At 72.4% G+C, this 18,836-nt stretch carries 15 protein-coding genes; 4 read left to right on the top strand and 11 right to left on the bottom strand.

Annotation, left to right across the window (positions count from 1 at the left end; genetic code table 11):
- Positions 1–39 precede the first annotated feature (39 nt).
- On the top strand, positions 40–999 hold the full coding sequence (locus tag J2S57_RS18085) for a glycosyltransferase family 2 protein (protein WP_307244452.1): 960 nt from the start codon (positions 40–42) through the stop codon (positions 997–999).
- On the opposite strand, the gene J2S57_RS18080 is transcribed toward J2S57_RS18085, so the two are convergent.
- Positions 966–1,697 carry a matrixin family metalloprotease gene (locus J2S57_RS18080; RefSeq protein WP_307244449.1) on the bottom strand — a complete coding sequence of 244 codons (732 nt, stop codon included), beginning with the start codon at positions 1,695–1,697 and terminating at the stop codon, positions 966–968. The genes J2S57_RS18085 and J2S57_RS18080 overlap by 34 nt on opposite strands.
- A gap of 2 nt (positions 1,698–1,699) precedes the next feature.
- Entirely contained in the window at positions 1,700–2,164 is a 465-nt protein-coding gene (locus tag J2S57_RS18075; protein ID WP_307244448.1) for a hypothetical protein, read from the bottom strand.
- Between the two features lie 112 nt (positions 2,165–2,276).
- Here J2S57_RS18075 and J2S57_RS18070 point away from each other — a divergent pair, with 112 nt between their 5' ends.
- Positions 2,277–4,847 (top strand): ATP-binding protein, encoded by a 2,571-nt coding sequence (locus J2S57_RS18070; protein WP_307244446.1) that lies wholly within the window; start codon positions 2,277–2,279, stop codon positions 4,845–4,847.
- Here J2S57_RS18070 and J2S57_RS18065 read toward each other — a convergent pair.
- The 7 genes from J2S57_RS18065 to rplU all read right to left on the bottom strand — a co-directional run bounded on the left by J2S57_RS18065 (position 4,813) and on the right by rplU (position 11,208).
- A complete protein-coding gene (locus tag J2S57_RS18065) occupies positions 4,813–5,508 on the bottom strand; it encodes a class I SAM-dependent methyltransferase (RefSeq protein WP_307244443.1) in 696 nt (231 codons plus the stop codon). The genes J2S57_RS18070 and J2S57_RS18065 overlap by 35 nt on opposite strands.
- Before the next feature lie 15 nt (positions 5,509–5,523).
- Positions 5,524–6,834: a glutamate-5-semialdehyde dehydrogenase gene (locus J2S57_RS18060; RefSeq protein WP_307244441.1), complete on the bottom strand. Its 1,311-nt coding sequence runs from the start codon at positions 6,832–6,834 to the stop codon at positions 5,524–5,526.
- Between the two features lie 118 nt (positions 6,835–6,952).
- Positions 6,953–7,402, bottom strand: a complete 450-nt coding sequence (locus tag J2S57_RS18055) for a DUF8830 family protein (protein WP_307244439.1) — start codon at positions 7,400–7,402, stop codon at positions 6,953–6,955.
- 157 nt (positions 7,403–7,559) lie between these two features.
- Positions 7,560–8,708 (bottom strand): glutamate 5-kinase, encoded by a 1,149-nt coding sequence (gene proB, locus J2S57_RS18050; protein ID WP_307244437.1) that lies wholly within the window; start codon positions 8,706–8,708, stop codon positions 7,560–7,562.
- Positions 8,709–8,810: 102 nt separating this feature from the next.
- A complete protein-coding gene (gene obgE / locus J2S57_RS18045; protein WP_307244434.1) occupies positions 8,811–10,334 on the bottom strand; it encodes a GTPase ObgE in 1,524 nt (507 codons plus the stop codon).
- A 278-nt stretch (positions 10,335–10,612) separates the two neighbouring features.
- The gene (rpmA, locus tag J2S57_RS18040) at positions 10,613–10,867 is read right to left on the bottom strand and encodes a 50S ribosomal protein L27 (protein ID WP_307244431.1); all 255 of its coding nucleotides are present in this window, start codon (positions 10,865–10,867) and stop codon (positions 10,613–10,615) included.
- A 32-nt stretch (positions 10,868–10,899) separates the two neighbouring features.
- The gene (gene rplU / locus J2S57_RS18035) at positions 10,900–11,208 is read right to left on the bottom strand and encodes a 50S ribosomal protein L21 (RefSeq protein ID WP_307244430.1); all 309 of its coding nucleotides are present in this window, start codon (positions 11,206–11,208) and stop codon (positions 10,900–10,902) included.
- Positions 11,209–11,458: 250 nt separating this feature from the next.
- On the opposite strand from rplU, the gene J2S57_RS18030 reads away from it, so the two are divergent.
- Together J2S57_RS18030 and J2S57_RS18025 are read left to right on the top strand one after the other, a co-directional pair.
- Positions 11,459–12,586 (top strand): GGDEF domain-containing protein, encoded by a 1,128-nt coding sequence (locus J2S57_RS18030; protein ID WP_307244428.1) that lies wholly within the window; start codon positions 11,459–11,461, stop codon positions 12,584–12,586.
- Positions 12,587–12,774: 188 nt separating this feature from the next.
- Positions 12,775–13,671, top strand: a complete 897-nt coding sequence (locus J2S57_RS18025) for an oxidoreductase (RefSeq protein ID WP_307244426.1) — start codon at positions 12,775–12,777, stop codon at positions 13,669–13,671.
- On the opposite strand, the gene J2S57_RS18020 is transcribed toward J2S57_RS18025, so the two are convergent.
- The gene (locus tag J2S57_RS18020) at positions 13,660–15,384 is read right to left on the bottom strand and encodes a redoxin domain-containing protein (RefSeq protein ID WP_307244424.1); all 1,725 of its coding nucleotides are present in this window, start codon (positions 15,382–15,384) and stop codon (positions 13,660–13,662) included. The two genes, J2S57_RS18025 and J2S57_RS18020, sit on opposite strands and share 12 nt — an antisense overlap.
- Positions 15,385–15,388: 4 nt before the next feature.
- Entirely contained in the window at positions 15,389–18,835 is a 3,447-nt protein-coding gene (locus tag J2S57_RS18015; RefSeq protein WP_307244422.1) for a ribonuclease E/G, read from the bottom strand.
- Between the last annotated feature and the right edge of the window lies 1 nt (position 18,836).

The following is an 18,836-nucleotide window of genomic DNA, read 5'->3' as shown; positions in this document are numbered from 1 at the left end:
GGAAACGCGTCACCGTCCCGGGCCACTAGGCTGGAGGGGATGAATCCCCCAGCCGTGCCGCCGCACCTGAGTGTGGTCGTGCCGATGTTCGACGAGGAAGCCGTCATCGGCCTCTTCGTCGAGCGCCTGCGGCCCGTGCTCGACGACCTCGGCGAGACCTACGAGGTGCTCGTCGTCGACGACGGCAGCCGCGACACCACCCCCGCCCTGCTCGAGAAGTCCCGGCGCGACTGGGAGCAGCTGCGGATCGTGCGGCTGCGTGCCAACGCCGGTCACCAGGCCGCTCTCTCGGCCGGGCTGATGCGGGCCCGCGGCCAGTGGGTCGCCACGATCGACGCCGACCTGCAGGACCCGCCCGAGACCATCGCCGCCATGCTGGCCGCCGCCCAGGAGCGCAGCGCCGACGTGGTCTACGGGGTGCGCAACGACCGCACCACCGACTCGATGTTCAAGCGGCACACGGCCAACGTCTACTACCGGCTGATCCGGCGCCTGGTCGGGCACCACGTGCCCGCCGACGCCGGCGACTTCCGGCTGATGTCCCGCGCCACGGTCGACGCGGTGAACCGGCTGCCCGCCCAGAACCGGGTGCTGCGCCTGGTCATCCCGGCCCTCGGCTTCCCCAGCACCCAGGTGGAGTACCGGCGGGAGGAACGCGCCGCCGGCACCACCAAGTACCCGCTGGCCCGGATGATCCGGCTGTCGGTCGACAGCCTCACCGGTTTCTCGATCGCCCCGCTGCGCCTGGCCACCTGGTTCGGGCTGGGTGGCGCCGCGGTCACGGCTCTGCTGTTCGCCGTGGCGTTCGGGGCCTTCGTCACCGATCACACGCTTCCCGGCTGGACGTCCACGTTCCTGGTGGTCGCCGGGGTCGGCGCCGTGCAGCTGCTGTGCCTGGGAATCATGGGCGAGTACGTCGGGCGCCTCTACACCCAGTTGCAGGGGCGCCCGACCTACCACGTCGCCTACGACTCCTCCGAAGACGTGCTCCAGGGGTAGAGCACCCCCAGCCGCTCACGGTCGTCGGGCTGGAGCTCCCGCAGCACGTAGTGACTGCTGATCGCCGGGTACATCACCGACCCGGCGACCGTGCCGTGCGTGAGCCCGAGCAGGTGCCCGAACTCGTGCAGGGCCACGGTCTCGACGTCGAACGCGCCACGGATCGCGCCGTCGCACCAGATGTGCTCGGAGTCGTCGAAATGCAGCGGCTTGGGCCGGTCCGGGGTGATGCTCCAGCACTGACCGGGAAAGTCGGCGTGGGCCAGGACCTTTCCGACCATGCTGTGATCGGGGTCGTCGGCGGGCCGCCACTCGACGAGAACGTCCGCGTCGGCGGCGTTCTCGACCCGTTTCACCACCAGCGGCACCACCGCGGCCCAGGTCGCGACGGCCCGTTCCACCGCGTCGAACGCTTCCTCGTAGTCGTGACACGGCGTGCCGAACGCGTACCTCAGCTCCCCCGACCCCCACGGACAGGAGACCTTGAGCGCCAGGCCGTCCGACGCGTCCACCATTCCGCATCGATCGAAATCAACCGCCGACCGGGTGTTCTCGTCGAGCAGACCGGTGACCGGGAGGTTGAGCCGGCCCTGGAACCGGGCCAGGGCCAGCGCGGTGGAGTCGTCGGTGCGCTCACGGCCCGGGCTCAGGTACCCGAACCGCTCGAGGTAGCGCAGGACCTCCGAATCCTCGGTCATGATCAGCTGAACAGACCGGCGAGGAAGCTGATCGCGTCGGAAACCGCCCCGCCCGCGGTCTGGATCGCCTCGGCCACCGCCACGATCACCTCGACCACGGTCTGGACACTGTCGATCGAGTCCACCGAGCCCTCGGCCTGAGCGGCCCGCGCGGCCAGGGACGCCCGCACCAGGTCGTAGACGGACGGACCGGGACGGCCCTCGTCGAACGGGATCTCCGGCAGGTCGGTGAATCCGCCGCCCCCGGTGATCAGCTCCCACAGCGCCTCGGCCTGACGCTGGCTGAGCAGGCCCGAGCCGATCAGGAACGCGAGCAGCTCCCGGGCGACATCGGTGTCCGCCGTGAGCTCGCTGAGGTTGGACTTCGAGGCGTTCAGGCCACCGGCCCGGGCGATCTCGGTGTGCAGCTCGTAGACCTTGGCGGCACCGGCGAACCTGGACGGGGCAGACGTATCGATGGTGGTCATTGAAGTCTCCATCTCTCGGCGGCCACCCTCCTGGCGGCCGGTGACGTCGACGCTACGAAGGCCCGGGCACGGGTTGACGGAACCTGACGAAGACTGACGGATCGGGACTGCCATGGGTGTGCTGACCAGGCCGGAACTGCCTCCGGGAGACCTGCGCACGTTGTCCGAGGCCCTGCACGAGGCACACCACCGGGCCGGCCGCCCCAGCCTGCGCGACCTGGCCCGGGAGGTGGGGTGCAGCCGGACAACGGTGTCGGCGGTGTTCTCCGAACCCCGGCCGCCGCGGTGGGGGCTGCTCGAGCTGGTGGTCGAGGCGCTCGGGGCGGATCCGGCGCGGTTCCACGCGCTCTGGCTGAGGGCGACGGGCGGGATGGCGGACGCGGTGGAACGGCCTCCGGTTCCTACCGCCCTCCTGCGCCAGACCCCCTCGGCCGTCAACGGATTCACCGGTCGTGACACCCTGGTCGGCGCCCTGGACCAGCTGCTCGAACCCGGGCCGCCGGCCGCCGTACCGATCGGCGTGCTCACCGGAACCGCCGGTGTGGGCAAGACCGCACTGGCCCGGCAGTGGGCCCACCGCCGGGCCGAGTGGTATCCGGACGGCACGCTCTACGTCGACCTGCACGGCTACCACCCGGGCCCGGCGGTGACGGCGCACGACGTGCTGGGCGAGTTCATCCGTGCCCTCTCCCCCGGAAAAGCCGCCGTCCCCGAGGGGTCTCGGGAGCGCGCGGGGCTGTACCGCTCGCTGCTGGCGGGGCGGCGGATCCTGGTCATGCTCGACAACGCCCGCACCGCGGCCCAGGTCGAGGATCTCCTGCCCGGCAGTGCCGGGTGCGCGGCGGTGGTCACCAGCCGCGACAGCCTCGGCGAGCTCGTGGTGCACTACGGGGCCGTGCGTCTCGAGGTTGATCTGATGAAGGACGCCGAGGCGCACGACCTGCTCTCGTCTCTCGTCGGCGAGCGGGTCACCTCCGAGCCCGGGCCGGTCGCCGAGCTGATCGGCACCTGCGCCCGGCTGCCCCTCGCCCTGCGGATCGCGGGCGAGCTCATCGATTCCCGCCCGGGCGAGTCGATCGCCGAGATGGCCGACGAACTGCGGGGTCTCGACCTGCTCGACGGCGTGCGGGCGGTGTTCTCCTGGTCGTACGAGCACCTCGAGGAGCTGCCCGCCCAGCTGTTCCGGCGCCTGGCGCTGCATCCCGGGTCCCGGTTCCAGCTCGCCGGGTGCGCCGCCCTGCTCGGGGTCGACCTGCGCACGGCCCGCACCGCCACGGACACCCTGACCCGCGTCCACCTGCTGGAACGCCTGCCCGGCAACCGGTTCCGCATGCACGACCTGCTGCGTTTGTACTCCACGGAGTTCGGCGAGACCTCCCCCGAGGCGTCGCGACGCCTGTTCGACGTCTGCTGCCGCGACGCCCGGGCCGCCGCCACCTACTCCTCGGCCGCCGCCGACCCGAAGAACCGCGGCCAGCAATGGCTCTCCGACGAACGCGCCACCCTGCTGGCCGTGGCCGGGGTCTCCGGGCGACACGCCGTGGAGCTCTCCGGGATCCTGGCCGCGTTTCTCGACGCCGGCGGCCACTACGACGACGCCGAGACCCTGCACGGCCTGGCCCTGCGGGCGGCGACGGACGCGGGTGAGCGCGCGGGCGCCCTCGACCGCCTCGGTCTCGTGCACCGGCGGCGCGGCCGGTTCGACCCCGCGCTGGCCGAGCACAGCGAGGCCGCAGTCCTTTTCCAGGAGTGCGGCGACCGGGCGGGCCTGGCCTCGGCCCGGCAGAACATCGGCATCATCCACTGGCGCTGCGGCCGCTACCCGCAGGCCCTCGACGCCCTGGAGCCGGCCCTGGAACTGCATCGGCAGGCCGGCAACCGCAGCGGCGAGGGAGCCACCCTGTTCAACCTCGGCATCGTGCACCGCCGGCTGGGCGACTACCCGCGCGCCGCAGCGTGTCACGAGCAGGCCGTGGCGTTGCTGGAGGAGATCGGCGACCGGCCCGGGCTCGGCAAGGCGCTGAACAACCTGGCCGCGCTGCTGCTCTACCGGGGCGAGCCGGAACCGGCCCAGACCGCGCTGCTCCGGGGCCTGGAGATTCAGCGTCACCTCGGCGACCGGGCCGGGGAGAACGCCGTGCTGTCCAACCTCGGGCTGGCGCAGGAACAGCTCGGACGGCTCGACGAGGCCGAGGAGTCGTTCCGGCTCGCGCTGCGCATCGCCGACGAGATCGCCTACCCGGTGGGCCGGATCGACGCCCTGCGCGGGCTGGGAGTGACGGCGGCGCGGCGTCTTTCGTTCGGGCGGGCGGCGGAGCTGCTGCGCGAGGCCGTCGACCTGGCCGGGCAACTGGGCGAGGGCGGTTCGCGGATCGGCGCGACCCGCGAACTCGGTGAGGTGCTGCTGGCCGCGGAGGCATCGGCGAAGCGCACCTCAGGCGCTTCGGCCGGGCCGGATTCGAGGGCTTCGGCCGGGCCGAGGCGGCTGGTGTCAGGCGCTTCGGCGCCGGACGCCTTCCCGGAGGCTGCGGCCGTGCTGGCCGAAGCGCTCCGGGCGGCGGTGCTCGCGGGCGACCGCTACGAGGAGGCCATGACCCGGGTGGCCCTGGGCGATCCCCTCGGCGCGGAACTGCTCGCGGAGCTGGGCCTTACGCCGGGCGCTTCGCCCGCACCAGCAGCGTGACGCCGGGCAGCTGCTTGACCGGCAGATAGCGCTCGAGGGTGATCACGGCCCGCAGCGCGTTGTTCAGGATCGCCGGCGGGTTGTCGAGGTCGCTGCCGGTGCTGCTGCGGCGCCGCAGGCTCACCAGCGGACGCATCAGCACGTTCCAGCTCGTCATCGGCTCGAGCTCGAAACCCGCACCCAGCAACAGATCCGTGAGCGTCGGCCGGGTGTAGCGACGAACATGGCCCACCGCGTCGTCGTGCGCCGACCACAGCTTCGGGTCGCACGGCACCGCCACCAGGAAATGACCGCCCGGCTTCAGCGCGTCGAAGACCCCGGCCGCGGCGGCCTTGTCGTCGTCGAGGTGCTCGAGCACGTCGAACGCCACCACCAGGTCGAGCGAACCGGTGCCCAGCGGCAGGGCCGTCGCGTCGCCGCGCAGCACCGGAATCCCGCGCGCGGCACACACTTCCGCACCGGTCGGGCCGTACTCCAGGGCGGCGGCCTGCCACCCCAGCGACTGCAGCACACGGGTGTTACCGCCACCCGCCGCGCCTACGTCCAGCGCCCGGCCGGGCACCAGGTCGGCGACGGCCTTGGCGAGCAGGTGCCTGCGCTCGCGGTACCACCAGTGCCGATCCTCGAGCTCGGTGAGCTTGCGGACCTCGGTCGCCTCCATGCGATCTCTACTCCTCTAGGAACGTGTCTGGCCGTTGCCGGTGACGATCCACTTGGTGGACGTCAGCTCGGCGAGACCCATCGGGCCGCGGGCATGGAGCTTCTGGGTGGAGATGCCGACCTCGGCCCCGAGACCGAACTCGGCGCCGTCGGTGAAGGCGGTGGACGCGTTCACGGCCACCACGGCCGAGTCGACCTCGGCGGTGAAACGGTTCGCGGCGCGCAGGTCACTCGTGAGGATGGCCTCGGTGTGACCGCTGGAGTAGGTGCGGATGTGCGCGATCGCCTCGTCGAGACTGCCCACCACGCCGACCGTGATCTCGGCGGCCAGGTACTCGCTGTACCAGTCGTCTTCGGTGGCAGGTTCGGCCGCGACCCCGAGCTTCGCGGCCTCGGCCAGGGCGGTGGGGTCGGCGTGGATCCGGACCTTCTCGGCGGCCAGGGCCTCGAGGGCGACGGGCAGGAACGAGCTGTCGCGGTGCACCAGCAGCGTCTCGGCCGCGTTGCACACGCTGGTGCGCCGCAGCTTGGCGTTGAGCAGCACCTCGAGCGCCATCTGCGGATCGGCGGACGCGTCGACGTAGACGTGACAGTTGCCGGTGCCGGTCTCGATCACCGGCACGGTGGAGTTCTCGACGACGGTCTTGATCAGCCCGGCGCCACCGCGCGGCACCAGCAGGTCGACCAGGCCGCGGGCGCGCATCAGGTGCTGCACACCCTCACGGCCCCAGGGGTCGATGGTGGCCACGGCGTCGGCCGGGAGCCCAGCACTCTCGAGGGCCTCGCGGATCAGGGTGACGAGCACGGTGTTGGTGCTCTCGGCCGCCGAACCGCCGCGCAGCACGGCCGCGTTGCCGCTCTTGAGAGCCAGGCTCGCGGCGTCGATCGTGACGTTCGGGCGGGCCTCGTAGACCATGCCGATGACGCCCATCGGCACCCGCACCTGCCGCAGCTGCAGGCCGTTGGGCAGCGTGGAACCGCGCACCACCTCACCGACCGGGTCGGGCAGGCGCACGATGTCGCGCACGGCCTGCGCGATGGATGCGATGCGAGGGCCGTCGAGCCGCAACCGGTCGGCCAGGTTCGGGGCCAGGCCGGTGCGCTCGCCGCGCTCGAGGTCTTCGGTGTTCGCGGCGACGATGCGGTCGGTGCTCGCGACCAGGGCGTCGGCCAGGGCGCTCAGCGCGCGGTCTTTCTGATCGCGCGGCGCGGTGGCCAGGGCGCGAGCGGCCTGCTTGGCGCGGCCCGCGACCTCGCGGACGGCCTCCCGCACCGGGTCGCTGCCCGCTTCGGCAGCTCCGGTCTCCGGCTCGATTGTCGTGCTCACCAGGCCACTCTAATGGGCTTCACACAGGAGCCCGTACGCCTCGGCGGCCGGCCGGGGGTTTTTGAGGGCTCAGGGACGCGTCGGTCGGCCACCGGTGATCCGGCCCGCCCGCGGTGGTTCAGTCGTCGAACGGGACGATCTCGCCGAGTGCGAAGACCCGGGGCTGATCGTCTTGGTGCCACTGCTGCTGGGCGGTGGCCAGGTCGACGACCTCCAGGCCGCTCACCCGCCAGCCCGGCAGCTCGGCGAAGACCTCGTCGTTGCCCCAGAGGCTCAGCGCCTGGGTGGTGGCCTCGGCCGCGTCGCCGCACTCGTCCCAGTAACGGACCTGGGCGCGGTTGCGGTCGAAGCGGATGCTGACCACGAAGGCCCGCTCGACGCTCAGCCGCTCCAGAGCGTCACGCACCACATCTTGCGCCAGGGCCCCGCCACCGATCGAGACCGTGACGAACCACAGGTCGCGGCCCTCGGCGGCGCCGAGGTCGCGGGCGATGTAGGGCTGCTGCTCGAGGGCGGCCCGCCGCACACACGACGTGGACGGGACGTCGTGACGTGATCCGATTGACACCCCTCTAGTTGAGCAGATGCTGACGCCAACGTCTCGGGAATCGGCCATGAACCGCTGAATTCGTAGGATCAGCACAACCACGCAGGGTGAATGCGTGGTGTGTGCGAAACGGCGCGGGGCGGGTGTTCTGCCCGGGATTGGTCCTGGGCGAGGGGTCTCAGCGGCGGCCGAGCAGCACGATGTCGTCGCGGTGCACGATCTCCCGGGCGTAGTCGGGGCCCATCTCGGCGGCCAGCTCACGGGTCGAGCGGCCGAGCAGCGGTGGTAGCTCACCGGAGTCGAAGTTGACCAGCCCCCGGGCCACGGCCGTGCCCGCCGGGTTGACCAGGTCGACCGCGTCACCGGCGGTGAACCGGCCGTCGACCCTGACCACCCCGGCCGGCAGCAGCGACATCCGGCGCTGCACCACGGCGGCGACGGCCCCCTCGTCGAGCACCAGCCGGCCCATCGGCTCGGCCGCGTGCCGCAGCCACAGCAGGCGGCTGGCGGTGCGCCCGCCCCGGGCCTCGAACCAGGTGCCGACGTCCTTACCGGCGAGCGCGTCGCCCGCGTTGGCGGCGGAGGTGAGCAGCGTCGGGATGCCGGCGACGGTGGCGATGCGGGCGGCGTCGACCTTCGTCACCATGCCGCCGGTGCCGACGTTGCTGCCGACCGAGCCGATCTCCACGCCCTCCAGGTCGGCGGGCCCGGCGACGTTCTCGATGCGGCGGGCGCCGGGCCGGCTGGGCGGGCCGTCGTAGAGCGCGTCGACGTCGGAGAGCAGCACCAGGGCGTCGGCGCGGACCAGGTGGGCGACGAGGGCCGCGAGACGGTCGTTGTCACCGAACCGGATCTCGGCGGTGGCCACGGTGTCGTTCTCGTTGACGACCGGCACCACGCCGAGGCCGAGCAGGCGACTCAGGGTGCGGCGGGCGTTCGCGTAGTGGGTGCGGCGCACCACGTCTTCCGCGGTGAGCAGCACCTGGCCCACGGTGAGGGCGCGGCGGGCGAAGGCGGCCGTGTAGTGCGCCATGAGCAGGCCCTGGCCCACGCTGGCGGCGGCCTGCTGGGTGGCCAGGTCCTTCGGGCGCTTCGGCAGGGTGAGCGGGGCCAGGCCGGCGGCGATGGCGCCGGAGGAGACCAGCACGATCTCCTGCCCGGCCAGCCGGTGCTCGGCCAGCACGGCGACGAGCCGCTCGATCGGCCCGGCGTCGATACCGCCGTCGACCGAGGTCAGCGACGACGAGCCGACCTTGACCACGATCCGCCGGGCCACGGCGACGCCCTGCCGCCCGGGGTCGGGGCTGTTTCCAGAACCTGTTGTCACGACCGTCAGTCCTACAACCTCGAGCTGAGACCCTGCACGTGCTTATCCGGACCCGGCCACGTCGGCCGGGGGACGTCGTGCGTCCCCCGGACCGACGCGTCTTCAGTTCTGGCTGTGCTCGTCGTCCTCGGCGGGATCGACCCAGTGCCCCGCGCGCCGCTCCGCGGCGAGCTCGTCCCGCGCGTCCTGCTTGGCCGTGCGCTGTGCCTCGTACTGCTCGCGCTTGGCCTCGCGGCTGAGGCGGGTGCTCTCGTCGAGCCGGATGTCGGTACCGCGCGGGGACGCGGCCGACGCGGCGGCGATGAGAGTCGGCTCCCAGTCGAAGATCACACCGTCGTCGCCACCGATGACCACCGTGGCGCCGGCGACGGCACCGGCCTTGGCCAGCGCGTCTTCCACCCCGAGACGGGCGAGCCGGTCGGCCAGGTAACCCACCGCCTCGTCGTTCGCGAAGTCGGTCTGGCGCACCCAGCGCTCCGGCTTGGAGCCCCGCACCCGGTAGAACGGGCCGTCGGCGCTGTTCTCGCGGCGCACGTCGAACGCGTCTTTCTCGGCGAGCGGCGTGGGCCGGATCACCACGCGCGGCGCCTCGGCCGGGCCGGCCGCCTCGCGTGCCCTGGCCACCAGGTCACCCATGGCGAAGGTGAGCTGGCGCAGCCCCTCGTGGGCGATGGCCGAGACGATGAAGACCTTCAGCCCGCGGGCCTCCAGGTCGGGCTTGACCATCTCGGCCAGCTCGCGGGCCTCGGGCACGTCGACCTTGTTGAGCACCACCAGACGGGGGCGCTCCTTGAGCGGCTTGGTGCCGGGCTCGACCGGGTAGGCGTCGAGTTCGGCCTCGATCGCGTCGAGGTCGCTGAGCGGGTCACGGCCGGGCTCGAGCGTGGCGCAGTCGAGCACCTGCACCAGGGCGGCGCAGCGCTCGACGTGGCGCAGGAACTCCAGGCCGAGGCCCTTGCCCTCGCTGGCCCCGGGGATGAGGCCGGGCACGTCGGCGACGGTGTAGCGCACGTCACCGGCCTCGACCACGCCCAGGTTCGGCACCAGGGTGGTGAACGGGTAGTCGGCGATCTTCGGCTTGGCCGCGGACACCGCCGCGATCAGGCTGGACTTGCCGGCGCTGGGGAAACCGATCAGGCCGATGTCGGCGACGGTCTTCAGCTCGAGCGTGACGTCGCCGCCGTCGCCCGGCTCACCGAGCAGCGCGAAACCGGGGGCCTTGCGGCGGGCCGAGGCCAGCGACGCGTTGCCGAGTCCGCCCCGGCCGCCCTCGGCGATGACGAAGCTGGCGCCGTTGCCGACCAGGTCGGCGATCAGGTTGCCGTCGGCGTCCTTGACCATCGTGCCGTCGGGCACGCTCAGGATCATGTCTTCACCGTTGGCGCCGTTGCGGTGGTCGCCCTCACCGGGCTGGCCGTTGGTCGCCTTGCGGTGCGGCGACCGGTGGAACTCCAGCAACGTGGTGGTCTGCGGATCGACGACGAGCGTGACGTCACCGCCCCGCCCCCCGTTGCCCCCGTCGGGCCCACCCAGGGGCTTGAACTTCTCGCGGCGCACGGATGCGCACCCGTGCCCGCCGTTGCCCGCCGCTACGTGCAGCGTGACCCTGTCGACGAAGGTCACCATGACGGCCTCTGCTCTCTTCGGTGGTACCCCGCCCGTAGAAATGGATCAGTTCGTGGGTACCAGCGCGAACTGACTAGCCGCTGCGGAGCCGAAGCGAGATGACGAGTACGGGGACGCCCTCGGCCCTGTTGCGTGCTTCTGATCGGTGCAACGTTGTCGGACTACCCACCGGTCGGGTGGGTTCGGTGCATGTCCCGGACCACCGCGTTTTCTGGAAACACGGCGAAGGGCGAGCCGGTCACCCGGCCCGCCCTTCGGGAAAAAGCTGTGTCGGAACCTTACTCGGCGCCGACGATGCTCACGATGCGACGGCCACGACGCTGGCCGAACTCCACCGCACCCGGCGTGAGGGCGAACAGCGTGTCGTCCTTGCCGCGGCCGACGTTCTCGCCCGGGTGGAAGTGCGTGCCCCGCTGGCGGACGATGATCTCGCCGGCGCTGACCTGCTGGCCCCCGAAGCGCTTGACCCCGAGACGCTGGGCGTTCGAGTCGCGGCCGTTACGGGAGGAGCTTGCGCCCTTCTTGTGTGCCATGTCTGTCTGCCTGCCTTCTGCTCAGCCGATGACTACTTGGAGATGCCGGTGATCTTGATCTTCGTCAGCGGCTGACGGTGACCCTGGCGCTTCTTGTAACCGGTCTTGTTCTTGTACTTCTGGATGATGATCTTCGGGCCCTTGGCGGACTCGACGATCTCAGCAGCGACGGTGACCTTGGCCAGGGCGTCGGCAGCGCTGGTGACGTCGGCGCCGTCGACCAGCAGCAGCGGGACGAGCTTCACCGCGTCGCCGGGCGCACCCTCGACCTTGTCAACAGTGAGGACGTCGCCAATGGCAACCTTCTCCTGGCGGCCACCAGCGCGAACGATCGCGTACACGTGAAATCACTCTCCGGTCGGTTCAACGGGGGTGCGGTTCTAATCCCCGACACCCCGGAAGGGTGAGGGCTCAACGCAGGCATATCGATGCCACGCGGCGCACCGCAGTAAAGATTACGGATAGCGAGGCTCAGGAGCAAACCGGCCCCCGACGGCCGAGCATCCGCAGGTCTTCTCAGGTCATCCTCGCACAGAGCCGATCAGGAGAGCCGGGAGGCGTGCGCCTCGCCAGGACGGACCTGTGGACGGGATGAGACGACGGGGGAACTCCACCGGGCACCGGGGCCGTCGGCCGGCCCGGGGGCACCGGTGGCGGAGCCGGGCCGGCCGATGGGCCGCCGCCGGGCGCGGGCTGCTGCGTGCCACCGGGGCCTGGAGCGTGCCCGACGCCACCCGTGCCGGGATCGGCATGCTGCTCGCCTCGGCCGTGCTGCTGACCGTCGACGGGCTCTCCACCACCTACACCGGCGCCGCCCTGGCCTTCAACGTCGGGCTCACCGTGCTGCTGCTCGGGTTCGCGCTGCTGCTGGCCCGCCACGGCCCGCGGCTGCCCCCGCCGAGCTTCCTGGCCATCCCGCTGGCGTCCTCGCTGATGCTCACCGGGATGAGCTTCGCCAAGGGCCAGGGCGACACCGCCGCCCTCCTCGCGTCCACCCTGCCGATCCTCTACGGCGCCGCGATCCTGCGCCCGCTGGGCAGCTACACCCTTCTCGCCTACAACGTGGCCAGCGACGCCGCCCTCACGTTCGGCCTGCTGCCCCCGCGCGAGGCGTTCCGGTCGATGGCCTACCTGCTCGTGGTGGTGGGGGCCAGCAGCATCCTGATCACCCGCGGCACCACGTCCACCCGCGAGCTCACCGCCCTGCTGCGCGAACAGGCCGGTGTGGACACGCTCACCGGTCTCGTCACCCGGCGGGTGCTCGACGAGACCGCCCACGGCGCCCTGACCGCCGGGCAGCACACCGTGGGCACGGCACTGATGCTCATCGACGTCGACAAGTTCAAGACCATCAACGACACGCTCGGCCACCCGGTCGGCGACCTGGCGCTGAAACACCTCGCCGCGGTGCTGGCGGCCAACACCCGCCCGGACTGCGTGATCGGCCGGCTCGGCGGTGACGAGCTGGCCGTGCTCCTGCCCGGGTGCGAGTACGACGTGGCCATCCGCCGGGCCGAGCAGCTCGTCGAGGCGGTCCGCGGCTCCCCGCTGGAACTGCCCGGGGGCGGCGAGCTGCCGCTGAGCGTCAGCATCGGCGTGGCCCACGCGCCCACCGACGGCGCCGACCTGCCCGGGCTCTACGAGGCCGCGGACGGGGCGCTCTACGAGGCGAAGCGGGGCGGACGGGGCCGGTCCGCGCACGCGAAGGGGGTTGGATGATCAAGACATTGGGCGCATGGGGCGTTCCTCGTGCTGCCGCCGGCCCGCTCGATCATGCTCCGGGGTGAGCCGGGATCGGGCTGAGGCGGTGAGACTCCGGCACGGGCCCGGCACGCGTGACCAAGTCGGCGCACGTGACTCGCGCGAAACCAGCAGTACAGGTGTCGGACAACGCTTAGGGTGACGACGTGGCCACGACCGACAGCTGGATCGACGAGAACATCCCTGGTCAGGACGGCCGGGTCGTGGTGGTGACCGGTGGGAACAGCGGCATCGGGGCGGTCACGGCAGGAGCCCTGGCGGCCCGCGGGGCCCGGGTGGTGCTGGCCTGCCGCGACGTGTCCAGGGGCGAGGCGGCCGCCGCCGGGATGACCGGTGACGTGCGCGTGCTGCCTCTCGACCTGGCCGATCTGGCGTCGGTGCGGGCCTTTCCGGAGCGGCTCGGGGAGCCGGTGCACGTCCTGCTCAACAACGCCGGCGTCATGGCCGTGCCGCACAGCACCACGAGAGACGGTTTCGAGCTGCACCTGGGCACGAACTTCCTGGGGCCGTTCGCTCTCACCGGGTTGCTGCTGCCACAGATCACCGAGCGGGTGGTGACGCTCTCCAGCGTGGTGCACCGGCGCGGCCGGATCGACCTCGACGACCTCAACTGGGAGCATCGCCGTTACGCCCGCTGGGGTGCCTACGCCCAGTCGAAGCTGGCCGACCTGATGTTCGCCCGGGAGCTGCAGCGCCGCCTGGCCGCCGCGGGTTCGCCGGTGCTGTCGGTCGCCGCCCACCCGGGCATCGCGAAGACCGAGCTGACCTCGCACACCGGGTCACTGGTGCAGGGAGCGGTGCTGTCGCTGAGCTCGCGCATGGCCGGGCACTCCGCCGAGATGGGCGCCCTGCCCCTGCTTTACGCGGCGGCGAGCCCGGACGCCTCCCCCGGTGGCTACTACGGTCCGACCGGTCCGGGCGAGGTGCGGGGCTACCCGGGCCTGGCCGCGTCGAGCACGGCCGCGCAGGACAAGAAGGTCGCGGCGGCCCTGTGGGCGCGGGCCCAGGAGCTCACCGGCGTGGCGTATCCCTCAAAGCGTTAGGCCGATGGTGGACGAGGTGCCCGGGATCAGCCGCACCGGCACCTCCCAGCGGCGCCGGTGAAGATGGCACACCGCACCCGGCCCCTGCTTGATGTCGCACGACGCCGCCCTCGCCTCGACGAGGAGCCGGCCGTTGACGCGTCCACCGGAAAGCTCGGCGTCGAAGACGATCTCGCGAGTCAGCCCCGCACCGCTCACCGACTCCACGAGGGCCGGCGGATGAGCCGACACGCTCAGCCAGGTCTGATCCCCCTCGCGCAGATCCACCTCCTCGCCGGGCGGCGGGACGAAGGACACGCTGATCGTGACCTTTGACGGGTCGACATCCCGCACTGCGATCAGAGTGGTCTCGGGGCGGTGTTTCTCGTCGGGCAGCTCGAGGTGGTGCACCACGTGCCGCCCGGCATCGGCGACCCAGACCTGATGGTGGACGACCGACACGGCGGACGGCTCCCCGAGGCCGGTTCGCAGGGTGGTCACCTGGTCGGTGTGCGGATCGTAGCGCCGTACCGATCCGTTGAAAGTGTCCGCGATCAGCACGGTTCCGTCGGGGAGAGCCTGCACGCCGAGCGGGTGCTGCAGGCGGGCGTCCCAGCCCGTGCCGTCGTGCGGGCCGAACTCGAAGAGCCCCTGCCCGATCACCGTCGACACCGCCAGAGTGCCGTCGTCGGCCCGGTACACCAGGCGCAGGGCCGACGACTCGGCGTCCACGACCCACAGCCCCCTGTCCCCCACCGACAGGCCGGAAGGCTGCGCGAACCAGGCATTCCCGGCCGGACCGTCGACGAGGCCCTCCTTGGCCGTGCCCGCGAAGACCCGCGGCACCGGGTCGGCCGGATCCACGGCCCAGAGCTGGTGCCGGCCGGCCACCGCCACCACGATCCGCCCGTCGAACCAGGCGACGTCCCCCGGGGTCGAAAAGCCCTGCGCGACCGTCGTGACGGTGAGGTCCGACAGGCGCAGACCCCGGATCGCATCATTACCGCTGTCGGCCACCACCACGTCGTACCCGACCCGCCCGGCCACGTCGGGCGGGAGCAGGGCCGCACCGAGCGGGTCGGCGAAACGGGCCGTGACCGCGGGGCCGTCCTCGAATCCCCGCACACCCGAACCGATCTGCGCCTGGCCGAGCAGCAGCCGCTGGTGCCCGGTGTCCGAGATCAGCGCCCGGCCGTCGGGCAGGGCGAGAAGCCCGCCCGGGAACCGAAGCCCCTCGGGCACGTCGGGGACAGCACCCACCGGGGCGACCGGGTCGTCCTCAATCCCCGGCCCGGCCGGCCCGGCCACCCCGATCAGCCCGGCCAGCTCCGCGACGTGCCCCTCCCCCGAGACCTGGGCCACCACGTACCCCGCCTGATCGATGAGAACCAGCGTGGGCCAGGCGTTCACGGCGTACGCGTCCCAGGTGTGCAGGTCGGCGTCGTCGAGCACCGGATGCCGCACCCGGTAGCGCTCGACCGCGTGGGCGACCGCCGAACGCGTCGCCTCGTAGGGGAACTTGGGGGAATGCACCCCGATGACGGTCACCCGGTCCTCGAGGGGACGCAGCTCCTCGAGCACGTGCACGCAGTTGACGCAGGCGCCGGTCCAGAAGTCGAGCACGACCCAGCGGCCCCGGAGGTCGTCCAGGGTCAGCGGGGCGGAGTTCAGCCAGCCCCGACCACGCAGACGGGGCGCCCGGATCTTCACCGGACGCCCCGCCTGTGTGCTCAAATGCTCAGTGCTGATGGTTGTTACGGCCCTTACGGCCGCCACCGCCGCCGCCGTTGCCGTTCTCCTGCTGCTTCTTCTCGACCGGCTCGTCGTGCATGATCAGCCCTCGCCCGCCGCAGTGCTCACAGGTCTCGCTGAACACCTCGAGCAGGCCCTGCCCGACGCGCTTACGGGTCATCTGCACCAGGCCGAGCGAGGTGACCTCGGCGACCTGGTGACGCGTGCGGTCGCGGCCCAGGCACTCGAGCAGCCGACGCAGCACCAGGTCACGGTTGCTCTCGAGCACCATGTCGATGAAGTCGACCACGATGATGCCGCCGATGTCGCGCAGCCGGAGCTGGTGCACGACCTCCTCGGCCGCCTCGAGGTTGTTCTTCGTGACGGTCTCTTCGAGGTTGCCGCCCGCACCGGTGAACTTGCCGGTGTTGACGTCGATCACCGTCATCGCCTCGGTGCGGTCGATGACCAGCGAACCGCCCGAGGGCAGCCAGACCTTGCGATCGAGCCCCTTGGCCAGCTGCTCGTCGATGCGGTACTTGGCGAAGACGTCCTTCTCGCCGTCCCAGTGCTGCAGACGCTCGACCAGGTCGGGGGCGACGTGCTGGATGTACCCGTGCAGGGTCTCCCAGGCCTCGTCACCGGAGATGATCAGCTTGCTGAAGTCCTCGTTGAAGACGTCACGCACGACCTTGATCGCCAGGTCCGGCTCGCCGTAGAGCATGGCCGGGGCGTTCGCGGACGACACCTTCGCGTGGATGTCCTCCCACTGCGCCTGCAGGCGCTGCACGTCGCGCTCGAGCTCCTCGTCGCTCGCGCCCTCCGCCGCGGTGCGCACGATCACGCCCGCGTTGTCGGGCACGACCTCGCGCAGGATCTTCTTCAGGCGGGTGCGCTCGGTGTCGGGCAGCTTGCGGCTGATGCCGGTCATCGAGCCGTCGGGCACGTACACCAGGTAGCGGCCGGGCATCGAGATCTGGCTGGTCAGGCGGGCGCCCTTGTGACCGATCGGGTCTTTGGTGACCTGCACGAGCACCGAGTCGCCGGCGTGCAGCGCGTGCTCGATGCGACGCGGCTGGCCGTCCATGCCCGCGGCGTCCCAGTTGACCTCACCGGCGTAGAGCACGGCGTTGCGGCCCTTGCCGATGTCGACGAACGCGGCCTCCATGCTCGGGAGCACGTTCTGCACCCGGCCCAGGTACACGTTGCCGACCGTGGAGGTCTGCGTCTTGCGGGCCACGTAGTGCTCGACCAGCACGCCGTCTTCGAGCACACCGATCTGGGTGCGGCCGTCGCGCTCGCGCACCACCATCGTGCGCTCGACGCTCTCCCGGCGGGCCAGGAACTCGGCCTCGGTCAGGATCGTGCGGCGGCGACCGGCCTCGCGACCCTCGCGGCGACGCTGCTTCTTGGCCTCGAGACGGGTGGAACCGCGCACCGACGTGACGTCGTCGCTGCTGGTGCCGCCGCTGCTGCGGCGGCTCTCACGGCTCTCGCGCACCTTGGTGACGACAGTGGTGCCACCGTCGTCGACGGTCACCTCACCGTCGGTGCCGCCCGAACCACGGCGGCGACGACGACGGCGACGACGGCTGCCCGTCGACTCACCGGCCTCCTCGCCACCGTCGGACTCGTCGTCGGACTCCTCCGGCTCCTCAGCCTCGTCCGCGACCTCGGGAGCGGCGGCCTGCTCACCGGCATCGGCCGTGGTCTCGGCGGGCTCGGCCGCGTCACCCCGGCTGCGGCCCCGGCGGCCACGGCCACCCCGGCGGCGACGGCGACGCGGGGTGACGGCCTCTTCCTGCTCGTCACCCTCCTCACCGTCTTCGTTGTCGTCGTCGGCCTCGTCCGCCTCTTCGGCTTCCTCGGTGCCGTCGAGCTCGTCGAGCTCCTCGTCGGTGAGGTCAGCGGCGGACGAGGTCGCGTCGTCGTTCTCGGCGGCGTCCGCGGCCGGGCCCTCGAGCAGGCCGGTGGCCTCCTCGGCGGCGTCCTGCGCGGAGAGGATCTCGTCGGCTTCCTCGTCCTTGGTGAGCTCGACCGGCTTCGGCGGGCCGGCCGGGCGGGAGGCGGCCCGGCGGCTGCGGCGGGCAGCCGGCTCGGGGGCCTGGAAGATCGGCATGATGCCGGCGGGGCGGGTGGGGGCCACCTGCTCGTCGGCCTGGTCGGCCTCGGTGGCCTGGTTGGCGCGGGCTTCTTCCTCGGCGGCGGCGTCGGCGGCCCGCTCGGCGGCCGAGCGCACGCGGGTGCGCGGGCGGCTGCGGGCAGCGGTGGTCTCGCCGGTCTCGGGCTGCGCGGAGAAGGGCTGGGTCACGGGCGACGCGGCGGGCGCCGGCTCGTCCGCGGTGGTGGCCGGGTCGGTCGCGGTGCCGGCGGACGTGGTGGTCACGTCGGGCGCGGTGGTGCCCGTCGCGCTCGCGTCGGGGGTGCTTGCGGACGTGTCGGGGCGGGTGGCGCCGTTCGCGCGGGTGCTGCCCTGGGCGGCGGTGGCGCGACGGCTGCCCCGGCCGGCGCGGGCCGGGGGCTGCTCGGTGTCCAGCGGCTCGGTGCTCAGCGGCTCGGTGTCCAGCGACTCGGTGCCCGCCGGGGCGATGCCCGTCTCGTCGGTCTCACCCTGCGGGCCGGCCTCGGACGCCTCGAGCGGTTCGGCGGCGCGGGTCGCCGGGGCGCTCGCCTTGCGGGAGCTGCGGCGGCGGGTCGTCTTCTTGGCCGGGGCGACGGGCTCGGCGAACAGGGCGTCCGCGGTGTCGTCGGCCTGGTCGGCGTTCTGGTCGGCGCTCGTCCCGGCAGCGGCCGGGGCGGCCGGCTCGACCTCGGTGCCGGACACGGCCGCGATCACCGCGGCGGTCTCGGCGTCGGCCGGGGACGCGTTCTCCTCGGTCGCGGCCACGCGCTTGGCGGCGGTGCGCTTGCGCGGCGCACGGACCCGCTTGACCGGGGCCGCCGTCCCGGATGTGGCGTCGGCCTCGCTGTCGGTGTCGGTCGCGGCCTCGTCGGAGGCCACGGCCTTCTTGGCGGTGCGGGTGCGGGTGGCACGGCGCCGCGTGGTGGGCGCCGGGGCCTCCGGATCGGGCACCGGGGCGTCGGCCGACGCGGTGCCCGGGCTGCTCTGCGCGGCGTCGGGCACGGCGACGGGCTCGTCGGAGGCCACGGTGACCGGCGCCGTCCGGTTCTCGGCGGCGCGGTTCGGCTCCTCGGCGGCGCTGTTCGGCTGCGGGGCCGCGCTGTTCGGCACGGCCTCGGTGCTCGTCTCCGACCGGGCGGCGGCGCTCAGGTCGCCGACCGGCGTGGTGGTCGCACCCGGATCGGGCGTCGGACCCGAGGACGGCTGGTCGCCGGCCCCCGCTGCGGTGTCCGGAACGACGTGACGCGGACCGGACGAGGCCGGACTCTCGACCGCCTCACCGCCGCGTCCTGCGTCATCCGTCGCCGCAGGTGTTTCTTCGTTGCTCGCCACG

It is taken from the genome of Kineosporia succinea (assembly GCF_030811555.1).
GTDB lineage: Bacteria > Actinomycetota > Actinomycetes > Actinomycetales > Kineosporiaceae > Kineosporia > Kineosporia succinea.
The sequence above is the reverse complement of the archived record's forward strand: the minus strand, read 5'-3'. Positions and strand labels throughout refer to the sequence as shown.

What these genes read in the sequence shown, in the direction of transcription:
- obgE (WP_307244434.1), bottom strand. Translation starts at nt 10,334, where the DNA reads ATGGTGACCTTCGTCGACAGGGTCACGCTGCACGTAGCGGCGGGCAAC.
- J2S57_RS18065 (WP_307244443.1), bottom strand. Translation starts at nt 5,508, where the DNA reads ATGGAGGCGACCGAGGTCCGCAAGCTCACCGAGCTCGAGGATCGGCAC.
- J2S57_RS18030 (WP_307244428.1), top strand. Translation starts at nt 11,459, where the DNA reads ATGAGACGACGGGGGAACTCCACCGGGCACCGGGGCCGTCGGCCGGCC.
- J2S57_RS18080 (WP_307244449.1), bottom strand. Translation starts at nt 1,697, where the DNA reads ATGACCGAGGATTCGGAGGTCCTGCGCTACCTCGAGCGGTTCGGGTAC.
- rpmA (WP_307244431.1), bottom strand. Translation starts at nt 10,867, where the DNA reads ATGGCACACAAGAAGGGCGCAAGCTCCTCCCGTAACGGCCGCGACTCG.
- J2S57_RS18085 (WP_307244452.1), top strand. Translation starts at nt 40, where the DNA reads ATGAATCCCCCAGCCGTGCCGCCGCACCTGAGTGTGGTCGTGCCGATG.
- J2S57_RS18070 (WP_307244446.1), top strand. Translation starts at nt 2,277, where the DNA reads ATGGGTGTGCTGACCAGGCCGGAACTGCCTCCGGGAGACCTGCGCACG.
- J2S57_RS18075 (WP_307244448.1), bottom strand. Translation starts at nt 2,164, where the DNA reads ATGACCACCATCGATACGTCTGCCCCGTCCAGGTTCGCCGGTGCCGCC.